General features: G+C 69.3%; 13 protein-coding genes. 5 read left to right on the top strand and 8 right to left on the bottom strand.

Translation table 11 applies throughout. From position 1 onward, the window contains the following. Positions 1 to 56 precede the first annotated feature (56 nt). Complete coding sequence (locus ASE12_RS02320; protein WP_056396428.1) at positions 57 to 818, bottom strand: 3-hydroxyacyl-CoA dehydrogenase; 762 nt, start codon at positions 816 to 818, stop codon at positions 57 to 59. 111 nt (positions 819 to 929) lie between these two features. On the opposite strand from ASE12_RS02320, the gene ASE12_RS02315 reads away from it, so the two are divergent. After that, positions 930 to 1,745 carry a phosphatase PAP2 family protein gene (locus tag ASE12_RS02315; protein WP_056396425.1) on the top strand — a complete coding sequence of 272 codons (816 nt, stop codon included), beginning with the start codon at positions 930 to 932 and terminating at the stop codon, positions 1,743 to 1,745. 10 nt (positions 1,746 to 1,755) lie between these two features. On the opposite strand, the gene ASE12_RS02310 is transcribed toward ASE12_RS02315, so the two are convergent. Next, a complete protein-coding gene (locus ASE12_RS02310; RefSeq protein ID WP_056396421.1) occupies positions 1,756 to 3,270 on the bottom strand; it encodes an MFS transporter in 1,515 nt (504 codons plus the stop codon). A gap of 145 nt (positions 3,271 to 3,415) precedes the next feature. Here ASE12_RS02310 and ASE12_RS02305 point away from each other — a divergent pair, with 145 nt between their 5' ends. Further along, positions 3,416 to 4,234: an MBL fold metallo-hydrolase gene (locus tag ASE12_RS02305; protein ID WP_056396420.1), complete on the top strand. Its 819-nt coding sequence runs from the start codon at positions 3,416 to 3,418 to the stop codon at positions 4,232 to 4,234. Positions 4,235 to 4,243: 9 nt separating this feature from the next. Here ASE12_RS02305 and ASE12_RS02300 read toward each other — a convergent pair whose 3' ends face one another. From ASE12_RS02300 to ASE12_RS20305, 3 genes are read right to left on the bottom strand one after another with little or no spacing between them, the layout of a single operon-like run. Next, positions 4,244 to 5,113 carry an NAD(P)H-hydrate dehydratase gene (locus ASE12_RS02300; protein WP_056396417.1) on the bottom strand — a complete coding sequence of 290 codons (870 nt, stop codon included), beginning with the start codon at positions 5,111 to 5,113 and terminating at the stop codon, positions 4,244 to 4,246. Further along, positions 5,097 to 5,828 carry a histidine phosphatase family protein gene (locus ASE12_RS02295; RefSeq protein WP_056396416.1) on the bottom strand — a complete coding sequence of 244 codons (732 nt, stop codon included), beginning with the start codon at positions 5,826 to 5,828 and terminating at the stop codon, positions 5,097 to 5,099. Before ASE12_RS02295 ends, ASE12_RS02300 begins: the two co-directional genes overlap by 17 nt. Positions 5,829 to 5,868: 40 nt before the next feature. Beyond that, positions 5,869 to 6,273, bottom strand: coding sequence for a hypothetical protein (locus tag ASE12_RS20305; RefSeq protein ID WP_056396412.1), 405 nt, complete (start codon positions 6,271 to 6,273; stop codon positions 5,869 to 5,871). Positions 6,274 to 6,405: 132 nt separating this feature from the next. Here ASE12_RS20305 and ASE12_RS02285 point away from each other — a divergent pair, with 132 nt between their 5' ends. Both ASE12_RS02285 and ASE12_RS02280 read left to right on the top strand, forming a co-directional pair. Beyond that, complete coding sequence (locus tag ASE12_RS02285) at positions 6,406 to 6,978, top strand: 1-acyl-sn-glycerol-3-phosphate acyltransferase (protein WP_056396411.1); 573 nt, start codon at positions 6,406 to 6,408, stop codon at positions 6,976 to 6,978. Then, complete coding sequence (locus ASE12_RS02280) at positions 6,978 to 7,322, top strand: hypothetical protein (protein ID WP_056396408.1); 345 nt, start codon at positions 6,978 to 6,980, stop codon at positions 7,320 to 7,322. The genes ASE12_RS02285 and ASE12_RS02280 overlap by 1 nt, the downstream gene beginning before the upstream one ends. A 2-nt stretch (positions 7,323 to 7,324) precedes the next feature. Here the strand turns inward: ASE12_RS02280 and ASE12_RS02275 are convergent, their stop codons facing one another. Both ASE12_RS02275 and ASE12_RS02270 read right to left on the bottom strand, forming a co-directional pair. Continuing rightward, complete coding sequence (locus tag ASE12_RS02275) at positions 7,325 to 8,725, bottom strand: hypothetical protein (protein WP_056396405.1); 1,401 nt, start codon at positions 8,723 to 8,725, stop codon at positions 7,325 to 7,327. Between the two features lie 101 nt (positions 8,726 to 8,826). Then, complete coding sequence (locus tag ASE12_RS02270) at positions 8,827 to 10,953, bottom strand: DEAD/DEAH box helicase (RefSeq protein ID WP_056396401.1); 2,127 nt, start codon at positions 10,951 to 10,953, stop codon at positions 8,827 to 8,829. A 365-nt stretch (positions 10,954 to 11,318) separates the two neighbouring features. On the opposite strand from ASE12_RS02270, the gene ASE12_RS02265 reads away from it, so the two are divergent. Further along, positions 11,319 to 12,380 (top strand): DNA polymerase IV, encoded by a 1,062-nt coding sequence (locus ASE12_RS02265; RefSeq protein ID WP_056404465.1) that lies wholly within the window; start codon positions 11,319 to 11,321, stop codon positions 12,378 to 12,380. Here the strand turns inward: ASE12_RS02265 and ASE12_RS02260 are convergent. Further along, positions 12,377 to 12,940: a dihydrofolate reductase family protein gene (locus ASE12_RS02260; protein ID WP_056396398.1), complete on the bottom strand. Its 564-nt coding sequence runs from the start codon at positions 12,938 to 12,940 to the stop codon at positions 12,377 to 12,379. The genes ASE12_RS02265 and ASE12_RS02260 overlap by 4 nt on opposite strands. Between the last annotated feature and the right edge of the window lie 49 nt (positions 12,941 to 12,989).

Genomic DNA, 12,989 nt, shown 5'->3' with positions numbered 1-12,989 from the left:
CGACCGTACGCTCGACGCCCGGTGCACGCCGGGTGAAACCCACCACCCGGTGACCGTCAGCGCGGTGCCATGCGGATCGCACCGTCGAGCCGGATCGTCTCACCGTTGAGCATGGGGTTGGCCACGATGTGCGCGGCGAGGGCGCCGTACTCCGCAGGATCGCCGAGCCGGCTGGGGTGCGGCACCTGCTTGCCGAGCGACGCGCGGGCGTCCTCGGGCAGCGACGCGAGCAGCGGGGTGTCGAACAGGCCTGGTGCGATCGTCATGACGCGGATGCCGATCGACGCGAGGTCGCGGGCGATCGGGAGGGTCATGCCCACGACGCCACCCTTGGAGGCCGAATAGGCAGCCTGCCCCATCTGTCCGTCGAACGCGGCGACCGACGCGGTGTTGATGATGACCCCGCGCTCCTCGCCGATCGGCTCGAGCGCGGCCATGCGCGCGGCTGCCAGGCGCAGGACGTTGAACGTGCCGATCAGGTTGATCTCGATGATGCGCTGGAACTTGTCGAGCGGGTAGGGCCCCTGCTTGCCGACCGTCTTGATGGCATCGCCCGTGCCGGCGCAGTTGACCGCGACCCGCAGGTCGCCGAGCTCCGCAGCCACGTCGAGCGCCTCGTTGACGGCGGCCTCGTCGCGCACGTCGGCGGCGGCGAAGCGTACGGAGTCGCCGAGACGCTCTGCGACGTCGGCGCCGGGTGAGCCGGGGAGGTCGAGGATGACGGCCTTGGCGCCGGCATCGACGAGCGCCTCGACGGTCGCGAGGCCCAGCCCTGAGGCGCCCCCGGTGACGAGGGCGACGGAGTTCTTCACATCCATGAACGGTCCTTCTCCTGATTTCAGACGCAAGGTGATCCAGAGTCGGCACCTACGATCGCACAGGCGTCCGTAAGATCATCTCGTGATCCGTGCGACAACCCGTCAGCTCCCATGAGCTGGGCCACCTGGGACCAGGCAGCGATCGCCTCGGCGGCGAGCCTCGTCGCCTGGCTCATCCTCCGGGCGCTGCCCGCCAGCCGCGTGCGCAACGCGCTGATGCCGGCGTTCAGCGAGTTCGCCCTGATCTCGGCCCTCTACGCGGTGTGGCGGTTGGCGCGCGAGCTGCCCTTCACTCACCCCGAAGGCGCGATGGAACGCGCCGAGGCGATCGACGACCTGCAGAACTTCCTGCACCTGCCGACCGAGATCTCGATGCAGCACTTCGTCGTGCACTACGACTGGCTCGCCGCCGCGACCAACGACTACTACGCGACGGTGCACGTGCCGGCGCTGCTCGTCTTCCTGGTCTGGCTGTTCATCCGCCACCGCGACCAGTACCCGCACTGGCGCAACGGCCTCGCCGGGCTCACCGCGTTCTGCCTGATCATCCGGTTCATCCGCGTGGCACCGCCGCGGTTCGTGCAGGAGCTCGGCTTCGTCGACCTCTCCGACAAGCACGGCTTCGACGTCTACGGCGACGTCGGCACCGGGATCTCCGACCAGTTCGCCGCGATGCCGTCGATCCACGTCGGCTGGGCTGCTGTCGTCGCACTGGGTGTGTTCTCGGTGACCACGAGCAAGTGGCGCTGGCTCATCGTGCTGCACCTGCCGGTCACGATCTTCGTCGTCGCGGCCACCGGGCATCACTGGTGGCTCGACGGCATCGTCGCCATCGCCCTGCTCTGGGTGTCGTTGAAGGCCGACACGTACGTGCGAGCGCGGCTGGCCCGGCGCAGGGAACCCGTCCCCGCACCGGCGTCCGCCTAGCTGAGGCCGATCAGGCCGGCGCGACGACGTCGGCCGGCACGTCCTCCTTCTTGGCGTTCATCACGAACACCGCCACCAGCAACGAGACCGTCAGCAGCATCGCGCCCCAGAAGAACGCGACGTGGTAGCCGTGGACCAGCGCGTGGCCTCCGGCTGCCTTCGGGGACTCACCGAGGTGGTCCGCGAAATAGGCGGTGACGGCGCCCGCGTAGAGCGTGTTGAGCAGGGCGGTGCCGAGCGAGCCGCCGACCTGCTGGGACGTGTTGAGCAGCGCGCTCGCGACGCCGGCGTCATGCGTGCCGATCCCGACGAGCGAGGTGCTGGACGCGGTGATGAAGACGCCCGCCATGCCGATGCTCATCAGCAGCAGCGACGGCAGGACGTATCCCCAGTAGGACGTGTCGGCCGTGATCTGCGTCAGCATCAGCATGCCGGCGATCGCCAGCGCCAGGCCCGGGATCATGATCGGCATCGGACCGATGCGTGGCAACAGGTTGGAGACGAAGCCCGCAGCCCCGATGACGCCGAGGCTGAAGGGCAGGAACGCGAACCCGGACTCCAGCGGCGTGTAGCCCATCGTGATCTGGAAGTAGAACGTCATGAACAGGAACATGGCGAACAGTCCGGCACCGACGAAGAAGAACACGAGGTAGGAGCCGCCACGGTTGCGGTCGAGCGCGACCCACAACGGCAGCAGCGGTGTGGTGGTGCGCCGCTCCCAGACGATGAACGCGATCAGGAGCACGACGGCGACAGCCAGGAACGTGAGGGTGGACGGGTCGGTCCAGCCCTGGACCTCGTTGCTCTTGCCTGGATCCTTGTACTTGGCCGCCTGGGTGAAGCCGTAGACCAGCGACACCAGACCGAGGGACACCAGGACGGCGCCGGGGATGTCGTACTTGGTGTTGCCGTGGGCCTTGCTCTCCTTGACGACCCTCGTCGCGGCGACGGCCGTGGCAAGCGCGATGGGGACGTTGACGCCCAGGCACCAGCGCCACGAGGCGTACTCGGTCAGGACTCCGCCGACGATCAGGCCGATCGCGGCGCCACCACCGGAGATCGCCCCGAAGACACCGAACGCCGTGGCGCGCTCCTTGGGCAGGGAGAACGTGACCGAGATCAACGAGAGCGCGGCCGGCGCCAGGAGCGCGGCGAACGCGCCCTGCAGTCCTCTGGCGGCATAGAGCAGGCCGGCGGTCGAGGCGACTCCGCCCAACGCCGAGGCGCCCGCGAAGCCGATCAGCCCGATGATGAACGTGCGTTTGCGCCCGGTGTAGTCGGCGATGCGACCACCCAGCAGCAGGAGCCCGCCGAAGGCCAGCGTGTAGGCCGTGACGACCCACTGCCGGTCGGCGTCGGTGATGTGGAGGTCCTTCTGGGCCGATGGCAGCGCGATGTTGACGATCGACGCATCGAGGATGATCATCAGCTGCGCCACGGCGATCACGCCGAGTGCGAGCCAGCGTTTGGGATCGAGCGCCTCGGACGGCGTTCCCGACCCGGCGGTGGACGTGCTGTCGGACATGGGGTCTCCCTGTGGATGGAGTGGAATTCCAAGGAAAAAGCGGGACATTCAGGAGCGTAGTGCCGGACAAGGACAGAATTCGATGGTTCGTGCGGGCCAATTGCACGCCTGAACGGGTGTCCGGGTGGTGTCCTACGGTGGGTCCATGAGCGACTTCGTGATCTGTCAGACCTGCGCCGTCGAGCATGCCGCGAAGGTCGAGGTGTGCGCGATCTGCGCCGACGAGCGGCAGTGGGTGCCGGCCGAGGGACAGCTGTGGACCACCCTGGAAGAGCTGTCCGCCGACGGGCACCACGCCGTGATCGCCGATCTTGAGCCCGACCTCCACGCGATCACCACGACACCGTCGACCGGCATCGGGCAGCAGTCCAAGCTCCTGCGTACGCCTGCCGGCAACCTCCTGTGGGACCCGGTCGGCTACGTCGACGCCGACATCGCCGACCGCGTGCGCGCGCTCGGGGACGTACGCGCGATCGTGGCGAGCCACCCGCACATGTACGGCGTGCAGGTCGAGTGGAGCCGGATGCTCGGCGGCGCCCCGGTCCTGGTCGCCGAGGCCGACCGCGAATGGGTCGCGCGCCCTGACCCGGTGATCGAGACGTGGTCCGGCGATCTCGAGATCCTCCCCGGCGTCACGCTGAGCCAGCCCGGTGGGCACTTCCCGGGCAGCGCCGTCGCGCACTGGCAGGCCGGTGCCGACGGACGTGGGGTGCTCCTCACCGGAGACACGATCTTCGCCAACCCGGACCGTACGTCGGTCAGCTTCATGCGGAGCTATCCCAACCGGCTGCCGCTGTCAGGGGCTGTCGTCAAGCGGGTCGCCGAGCACGTCGACCGGTTCGACTACGACCGGCTCTACGGCAACTTCGACAACGCCATCGAGGCGGACGCCAAGGCGATCGTGCACCGCTCGGCGCAGCGGCACGCGGCCTGGGTCGACGGCGAGTACGACCACCTCACCTAGGGACACGCCCTAGACCATCGCGATGGTCGCCGCGACCTCGTCGACGAGCTCGCGCGCGAGGTAGCCCGTTCGCCCCATGCGGGTGACGAGCCGTTGGCCCGCCATGGCGTGCACGTACGTCCCCCAGCACGCCGCTTGGGCGGGTTCGGCGCCACGGGCCAGCAAGCCGGCCATGATGCCGGCGAGGACGTCCCCACTGCCGGACGTACCGAGGCCGACGTCGGCGTTCTCGTCGCGCCACGCTCCCCCGCCCGGCTCGGCCACGTGGCCGTAGAGCGACACCACAGCGCCGAACCGGTCGGTGACGGCCGCCGCCTCCGCGTCCAGGTCGTCGCCTGGTTCCCGGCCGAGCAGGCGTCCGGCCTCTCCCACGTTGGGCGTGAGGACCGTGTGCGCGGCGAGCTTGCCGAGCAGCTCCGGCTCCTCGCCGAGGGCACCCAGGGCATACGCGTCGATCACGAGCCTCGCGTCGCCGGAGACGGCCCCGACGAGGCGTTGCAGGAGCAACGCCGTCTGCTCCGGGTCGTCGAGGCCCGGGCCGATCGCCACCACGTCCGCGTGCTCCGCGAGCTCGAGCAGGTGGTCCGGCACGTCACCATCGACCGAACCACCCTCGGTGCTCGGCAGGCCGACGACCTTCGCCTCGGGAACCGCGATGCTCAGGGCCTGGGCGTTGTCGTCGGTCGTCGCGAGCTGCAGTCGCCCGGCGCCGGCACGCAGGGCTGCCGTGCCGGCGAGCAGCACCGCGCCCGGCGTGAAGCGGGAACCACCGACGACCAAGACGGTGCCGCGTGCCTCCTTGCCGCCGTCGGGGTCCGGCAGCGGCCAGTCACGCAGCAGCTGCGGCGTGATGACGCGGGCCTCAGACGGCCGGGGCATCGACACCCTCCTCCGCCGTCGGATGCGCTGACTCATCCTGCTCGAGGTGCCTGACGTCGTTGTAGAGCTCGTTGGCCCATCCCTTGTCGCTCCACCGCCAGCTGCTGATCGAGCAGTTGGCGATCGGCGACTCCTTGGCGCTCGACATGAGCTCCTCCTCGTCGAGGCCCTCCAGGACGTACCGGAACAGCGAGACGACGGCGTCGTGGGCGAAGAAGAGCACGCGCTGCTCGGGATGGTCCTCTGCCACGTCGCGCAGCAGGCTGCGGATCCGCAGCAGGACGTCCGCCCACGACTCACCGCCCGGCGGCCGGTAGTAGAACTTGCCCAGCCGTTGCCGCCGCTTCGACTCCTCGGGGAACTTCGACTGGATGCCGTGGACCGTGTGCAGGTCGAGCACCCCGAGCTCGCGGTCGCGCAGGCGTTCGTCCCGCACCGTCGGGATGTCGAGCCCCTTGAGCGCGATCTCCGCCGTCTGCTTCGTGCGTACGTACGGGGACACGACGACGACGTCCGGCCGCTCGTCGTCGGGCAGCGCCTCGAGCCAGCCGGCAACGGCCTCGGCCTGCTTCTCGCCGGTGTCGGACAGCGGTACGTCGGCGTCGCGCTCGGCGATGTCGATCAGGTCCGCGCCCTCCTCCTCCGCGGTCGCCGCGGCGACGTTGCCGACGCTCTCGCCGTGCCGGATGATGCCGATCCACTCGAGCTGGTGCATCGACCGGCCTACCCGTGGGCCCTGGGGACGGTCCGTGGGCTCATGGGCGCAGGTCGTCCTTGGTCACGTGAGTCGTCACGTCCGGCCCCGTGCTGTAGACGACGGGGTCGGCGTCGGTCGGCGCAGGATCCTCGTCGAGCGCCGCAGCCGGCTTCTTCGGCGCGGTCTTCTTGGCGGCGGCCTTCTTGGTCGCAGCGCGCTTGGCGCTCGCCTTCTTGGCCGGCATGGTGTTGGTCGTCGCCTTCTTGGTCGTGGTGGTCGGCGACGGCGGCTGCTGGACCGGCTCGGTCCTGACCTTGGGCGACGAGTCCTCCGCACGAGGCTCCTCACCGTCAGGGAGCACCTTCTTCACCACGGCGACGGCGCCGTGCAGGCCACCACGGGCGACACCGCCGACGAGGTGCTGGGCGATGGACACGGGCTTGTGCAGGATCTTGGTGATCACGGATGTGGCTCCGTTCGGTCGATGGGAGTGTCGCCCCCTGCGTACCCTTCCGACGAGCTGTCACACGTACGCCGTCGGTGGGGACTCGCCCTGGCGGTCCGTCGCCCGGTGACCCACCCATAGGATCGCGGGATGATCCGCCAGCGACTCGCCCGCTTCATCGTCCGCCGCGCCGGCTACGAGATGGTCGGCGAGGTGCCCGAGACCGGCATCCTCGTGGGCGCGCCTCACACATCCAACTGGGACTTCGTGACGATGCTCCTCGTGATGTGGCACGACGGAGCGCATCCTCGGGTCCTGGTCAAGAAGCAGCTGTTCCGTGGTCCCCTGGGTTGGTTGCTGCGCCGCTTCGGCGGCGTTCCGCTCGACCGCGACAACGCCGCAGGCGTCGTCAACGAGCTCGTCGAGGAGTCACGCAACGGCGAGCCGTTCCGCCTGATCATCGCCGCCGAGGGCACGCGCACCAAGGGCGACTACTGGAAGTCGGGTTTCCTCCGGATCTCGCGCGACACGGGCCTGCCGATCACCCTCGCGTTCTTCGACCCGCCGACCAGGACCATGGGCTTCGGGCCGACGTTCCACCCCTCCGAGGACGTCAAGGCCGACATGGACCTGGTCAGGGCGTTCTTCGCCGACAAGCACGGCATCAAGCCCGAGAACGCCACGGAGCCCCGCCTGCGCGACGAGACCGGGCCGCTGGGCTGATGACGGGCGGTCCCGAGGCGATTCCCGCGTCGCGCCGCCTCGAGACGTGGACGCTGCTGCTCCTCACGGTCGGCGCGTATGCCGGTCCGATCGCGTGGGTCGCCGGCTGGATCCTCACCGTGCGCTCGAGGCGGTGGAGCGTCGTGGACAAGGTCGTCGCGGCGCTCCTGCCGGTCGTCATGCTCGTCGGGACCGTGCCGGTCCTGTTCACCGTCGACCAGCTCACGTGCGACAGCGGATGCAACCACGCGCTCTCACCAGTGATGCTCACGCCCGTCCTGCTCGTGGCGCTCCTGCTGCTCGGGGGCATGCTGACGCGGTTGATCCGCGCCGCTCGCGCCTGACCTCAGGACGCCAGGTCCGCGGCGAGCGCCTCGGGGACGAACCCGTGGCGTATGCGCTGCGGGTGGTCACCGACCGGCAGGTAGGCGATCTCCTTCTTGGTGTTGGTGTCGATCACCGCGACCGAGTCCGCCTCGCTCAAGGAGATCCAGCACGTGTCGTTCAGGCCCTCGGTCGTCCAGTAGGGCTTGCCGTACGAGTGACCCGTGGTCGTGGTGTCGAAGATCGTGAAGTCGCCAGACGCCCGGTCGACGAGGGCCGCGTAGTCGTCCATCGTCCCGGCCGCGCAGAGCGTCGTGCCGGCGGCATTGATCGACAGTCCGTGGTGCGCCGAGTCGTTGACGTACTGCTCGCGTGGCATCGTCGGGACGCGGTTGGGCAACGGGATGACCCGCTTGACCGCGCCGACGCGAGGCTCGGCGATACCGCCCGCGGTGTAGCCGACCTTGCCGTCGATGTCGGGGGCCTGCGTGTCGAACTCCACCAGCCCGTGGAAGTAGGACACCTGGAAGTAGATGAACCGTTCGCCCGGCGCGATCGCCATCGGCCGCACGGCGGAGCTCATGCCGGGGTGGCCCGCCTCGGCGAGCTCCTTGCCGATGTCCCAGCGCTGCTTGACGGCGAAGCTGGCGTTGTCGACCACCTGGAACCACCGGTCACCCTTGAGCGTGTTGTGCACGAGGCTGAGGTCGAGCGAACCGAGGCTCGGGTAGTCGCCCGGCAGGTAGACCCGACCGATCGACGCGTGGAAGATCCGCGAGCCGTCCTTGCTGTACGTGTTCTCGTGCGGCGTCTCCCCCGACACGAAGGTCCGCATGCGCTGGCCCATCGCGACGGTCTTGCCGCCGACCACCTCGTCCACCATCGAGTACTCGATGACCTGACGGCTCGTCGAGTCGGAGACGACCAGCCGGCGGCCGTCTGGCGAGAGGCCCATGTGGTCCGTGCGATAGCCGTCCATCTGCTCCTCGTGGACGATGCTGTTGGGGTCACCGGCGACCGCCTTCGCGATGTCGATCCACACGACGTCGGCGAAGCTGGGACGGGACACCGCGAGGTACTTGCCGTCGTTCGTCGTGAACATGTCGTCGACGTACTGGTCGTGGCCCTCCCCCGGCCCGGCCTGCACGACGAGGTAGAACGCGAGCTTGACCGGGTTGAGCGCGATGTCCTTGAGCTCCTGGGCCTTGTCGGGGATCAGGTTGATGCCCGACTTCAGCATCTCGCGGGTGTTGGCGTCGACGATCGAGGCGGTGCCCTGCCAGTTGTTGCCCACGAACATGACGTCGCGCAGGCCAGGCGCCGCCGTGGCCGCCTGGGAGGTGGTCGCAGACGCCGGAGGCACGCTCAGCAGCGCGGCGGTGACCGCCAGGACGGCTGAACCGATGGACAGGACACGCTTCATGGCGGCTCCTTGCACGTGAGGCCCCGCGTACGGGGTATCGCGTCGTCGCCCGAGCTCCGACCTGGACTTCCAGTCGGTTCAACGATGCTGGGTGGCAGGCGTCACGTGCCCTGTTGCTGCTCCAGCGCGTCCGTGAGGAGTCCGACGAGGGCTTCGAGCTGCATGTCAGCCGAGGCTGAGACCTCGTCGTCCGAGCCGTCGAGCGCCCTGGCGGCGAGCCCGGCCTTGCTGTCGAGGAGCTCCACGATGCGGGTGTCGATCGTCTGCGAGGCGATGATGCGCCACGCGGTGACAGGCTCGTCCTGGCCGATGCGGTGCACCCGGTCGATCGCCTGGGTCTGCTCGGCGTCGGTCCACGACAGCTCGGCCAGCACCATGTTGGAGGCCACCTGGAGGTTGATGCCGACCCCGGCGGCCGACAGCGAGCACACCACGACAGCGACGTCGGGGTCGTCGACGAACGCGTCGATGTTGCGCTGGCGCACCTTGGGCGTCTGGTTGCCGCGGATCGACGAGTAGCGGATGCCGCGGCGCTCGAACGTCTCCTCCGCGAGGTCCATGACGTCGACGTGCTTGGCGAAGAACACGACCTTGCCGACGTTGCGCGCGAGCTGCGCCGTGTAGTCGGCGGCGAGTCCGGCCTTGGCCTGGCCGATCCGGCGCATCATCGTGAAGACGTTCTCGTCGGTCTTGCCCGAGCTCTCGTCGCGCTCCCAGCCGGCCACACGGCGTACGAGCTCGTGGTCGATGCCCTCGACCGTGATGCCGGACGTACGGTTGGCCAGCGCGCTCTCGTAGCGGGCGACGAGGCGCTGGGCGAGCACACGCTCCGCCTCGCGGATCGACCGGCCGGCCTCGTCGTCGAGCTCCACGGGCAGGTCGGCGATGCGACGCGCGGGGATGTCAGAGGCCACGTCGACCTTGCGACGACGCACGATGCCCATGTCGATGACGCGCGATCGTGCTGCGGCGTAGAAGCCGGGGTCGATCGGCGTGAGACCCGTCTCCTCGAGCGCACGCATGAGCTCGGGGCGCGGCTTCTTGTCGTCGATCCAGCCGAGGAACTGCCAGATCGCGCGGAAGTCGTCGATGTCGTTGATCAACGGCGTGCCGGTCAGGGCCATCATCAAGGGCCGGACGGTGCGGGCCCGGATGCGCTCCGACAGCTGCAGCACGTGCTGCGACCGCTGGGAGGACTTGTTCTTGATGAAGTGCGCCTCGTCGAGCACCATGCCGCGGAACCCGAGGTCGCCGAGCCAGCCGACGTGCCGGTCGAGGACCTCGTAGTTGACGATCACGATGTCGGCGAAGCCGTCGATCGTGTGACCGTCACCGTGGATCACGGTGGACGGACGGTTGGGCGTCCACAGCTCGGCCTCGCGGGCCCAGTTGGTCTTGACGACGTTGGGGACCACGACGAGCAACGGGTAGGCATTGGCGGCCTGCGCCGCGAGCAGCGCCTGTGCGGTCTTGCCGAGACCGGGCTCGTCGGCCAGCAGGAACGTCCGGTGTCCGTCCTCGGCCGCTGCGATGACCTCGGCCTGGTGACGCATCAGCTCAAGACCCAAGGGGACCTTGGTGTCAGACGGTTCGGGGAGCGCCATGCAGGCCTTGGACCCGCCGGCCGCCCGCTCGAACGCCGAGAACAGCGGTCCGAGGAGCTCCCACGTCGCGAGCCGCTGCGTCTGGGCCTTGGCAGCCTGGGCGGCCTCGAAGTCCGGTGGCAGGAACGGATTGGCGAGCTGGCGTGCGACGACCGACTGCGGCACGACGCGGCGCTCGACGGGCGCCGCGACCGGCTCCTCGTCGGCCTCGACGGCAGCCTCTTGGGTCTCCTCGACGCCGGCGGCCTTGAGCATGTCGTGCTTGAGCACGATGGCGGCGTCCGACACCTCGGCGTCCTCGGCGAGCAGCGAGAGGAGCGAGGTGTCGCGTGCGGCGGTCTGCGCCAGGATCGTGCCGATGCCGTCGAGCCGCTTGAGCTTCTCGGCGCGCTGCGCCTCGGTCAGCGCGGTGTCGGCCTTGGCGCGTGTGCGTTCCTCGCGTGCGAGGAGGGCGACGACCTGGAACTTGGTGCGCGTCGACGGCGAGACGCGACCGCGCTGGGCGCCGGCCTCGACCTCGCGTACGGCACGGGCGAGCACCGACATGATGCCGTCGTTGCCGACGCGGCGGCGCTGCGGTGCGGAACGGGTGGTGCCCGTCTGCCGCTGGCCTCTTCTGGCCAAGGTTCCTCCTCCGAAGGCCCGACACGGTCGCCGGGCGGTGCTGCAACGCCGGATCCGGGCGTCAACCCGGGACAGCGCCGACGAGCCCTGCTGGATCGGGGCCAAGGGCCCGATCACGTCGGGACTCGCTACAACCGATCGACAGGAGCGATCGGGTTGGTGCAACGCCCGCCTCGTGGAGTGATCCGGCCTTGAGCCGGTGCCACGGAACCGATCGTCGAGCGACGTACTCGTTCGACGAGCAGCGGTGCGGGGTTTGTTACGTCCACCACTTTACCCGTATGCCGCCCATGCGTGCAGGCGACTCGCCATTCGGACGCGCGGCGCGGCTCGACCCGCGCGACGTGTTCCGGCAGGGTGAGGACATGAGCTGGGTGTTGCACGTCGACATGGACCAGTTCATCGCTGCGGTCGAGATCCAGCGTCATCCCGAGCTGGCGGGCCTGCCGGTGGTGGTCGGCGGGCGTGGTGACCCGACCGAGCGAGGTGTGGTGTCGACCGCGTCGTACGAGGCCCGGGAGCTCGGCGTCGGCTCCGGCATGCCGCTCCGCGTCGCGAAGCGCAAGTGCCCTGACGCGGTGTTCCTGCCGGTCGACGCGCCGGCGTACGAGGCGGTGTCAGGGACGGTCATGGAGACCTTGCGGTCGCTGAGCTGGGGCGGTGTGCCCGTGCTCGTGCAGGTGCTGGGCTGGGACGAGGCCTTCGTCGGGCCGGGTCCCGGGCACGGTGACCTCGGTGACCCCGAGGACATGGCTGCGCTCGTCATGACGTCGGTGCTGGCGGCGACCGGGCTGCACTGCTCGGTCGGGATCGGCGACAACACGCTGCGGGCCAAGAACGCCACCGACTTCGGCAAGCCCCGCGGGACCTACACGCTCACCGCGGCGAACTGGCTCGACGTGATGGGTGACCGTCCCACCCAGGCCCTGTGGGGCATCGGCAGCAAGACCGCTGCCAAGCTGGCGGCGCTCGGGTTCGATACCGTCGCACAGCTCATGGCAAGCGATCCGGCGGTGGTGGCCGACGCGCTTGGGCCGACCATGGGCCCGTACTACCGCGGGCTGGCGACCGGCGCCTCCGCACAGCCGATCGACCCCCAGCCGTACGTCCCGCGCGCTCACGGACGCGAGACGACGTTCCAGGCCGACCTCGACGACTGGGACGTCATCGCCGACGAGGTGCGCACGCTGACCGCACGCGTCCTCGACGACATCGATGCCGAAGGACGGCCCGCCGCACGGGTCGGGCTCAAGATCCGCTTCGCACCGTTCATCACGGTCACGCGGAGCCTCACCCTGCCGGCCCCGACGAACGATCGTCAGACCCTCGGCGACGCCGCGGTCTCGTTGCTCGATCGCCTCCAGCCCGAGCAACGTGACCGACCCGTACGGCTGCTGGGCGTACGTCTCGAGATGACCCCGCCCTAGCGAACGACGTCGAACACCTGCTTCTGGATGCCGTTGGAGTACGCCTGCTGCTCGACGAGCTTCAGCATCGTCTTGTCGCGGTCGGCGTCGCTGAACAACCGCTTGCCGGCGCCGAGGAGCACCGGGAACACCAACAGGTGGTAGCGGTCGACGAGTCCGGCGTCGGCCAGGCTCCTGCCCAAGGTGGCACTGCCGTGGACGGCGATCGGGCCACCGTCGGTCTGCTTCAGCGCTGCGACGTCGTCGAGCGAGCGCAGGATCGTCGCCGGCCATCGCGAATCGTCCTGCTGCAGCGTCGTCGAGACGACGTAGCGCGGCATCGCGTTGTAGCCTGCGAACTCCTCCATCGTGGGCCAGACGGGTGCGAACGCCTCGTAGGACGTACGGCCCATGAGCAAGGCGGTGGTCTCCTCCTGCTCGCGGCCCTTCAGCTCGTACGCCGCAGGATCGAACTCGATGTCCTGGAACGTCCAGCCGGCGTTGCGGTATCCGGACTCGCCGCCGGGCGCCTCCATGACGCCGTCGAGGGACACGAATGCGGTGACGATGAGATCGCGCATGATTCAGACTCCTTTTGAGGATGAGGGACTTTCACCCTGTCCACGAACG

Origin of the sequence: Aeromicrobium sp. Root236, from assembly GCF_001428805.1 — a bacterium.
Taxonomy (GTDB): Bacteria; Actinomycetota; Actinomycetes; order Propionibacteriales; family Nocardioidaceae; genus Aeromicrobium.
Note: the sequence above shows the minus strand (reverse complement) of the source record. Positions and strands in the feature narration are given on the sequence as shown.

Coding starts and splice junctions, on each gene's coding strand:
- ASE12_RS02285 (WP_056396411.1), top strand. CDS start 6,406: ATGATCCGCCAGCGACTCGCCCGCTTCATCGTCCGCCGCGCCGGCTAC.
- ASE12_RS02260 (WP_056396398.1), bottom strand. CDS start 12,940: ATGCGCGATCTCATCGTCACCGCATTCGTGTCCCTCGACGGCGTCATG.
- ASE12_RS02320 (WP_056396428.1), bottom strand. CDS start 818: ATGGATGTGAAGAACTCCGTCGCCCTCGTCACCGGGGGCGCCTCAGGG.
- ASE12_RS02275 (WP_056396405.1), bottom strand. CDS start 8,725: ATGAAGCGTGTCCTGTCCATCGGTTCAGCCGTCCTGGCGGTCACCGCC.
- ASE12_RS02305 (WP_056396420.1), top strand. CDS start 3,416: ATGAGCGACTTCGTGATCTGTCAGACCTGCGCCGTCGAGCATGCCGCG.
- ASE12_RS02310 (WP_056396421.1), bottom strand. CDS start 3,270: ATGTCCGACAGCACGTCCACCGCCGGGTCGGGAACGCCGTCCGAGGCG.
- ASE12_RS02315 (WP_056396425.1), top strand. CDS start 930: ATGAGCTGGGCCACCTGGGACCAGGCAGCGATCGCCTCGGCGGCGAGC.
- ASE12_RS02265 (WP_056404465.1), top strand. CDS start 11,319: ATGAGCTGGGTGTTGCACGTCGACATGGACCAGTTCATCGCTGCGGTC.
- ASE12_RS02300 (WP_056396417.1), bottom strand. CDS start 5,113: ATGCCCCGGCCGTCTGAGGCCCGCGTCATCACGCCGCAGCTGCTGCGT.
- ASE12_RS02295 (WP_056396416.1), bottom strand. CDS start 5,828: ATGCACCAGCTCGAGTGGATCGGCATCATCCGGCACGGCGAGAGCGTC.
- ASE12_RS02280 (WP_056396408.1), top strand. CDS start 6,978: ATGACGGGCGGTCCCGAGGCGATTCCCGCGTCGCGCCGCCTCGAGACG.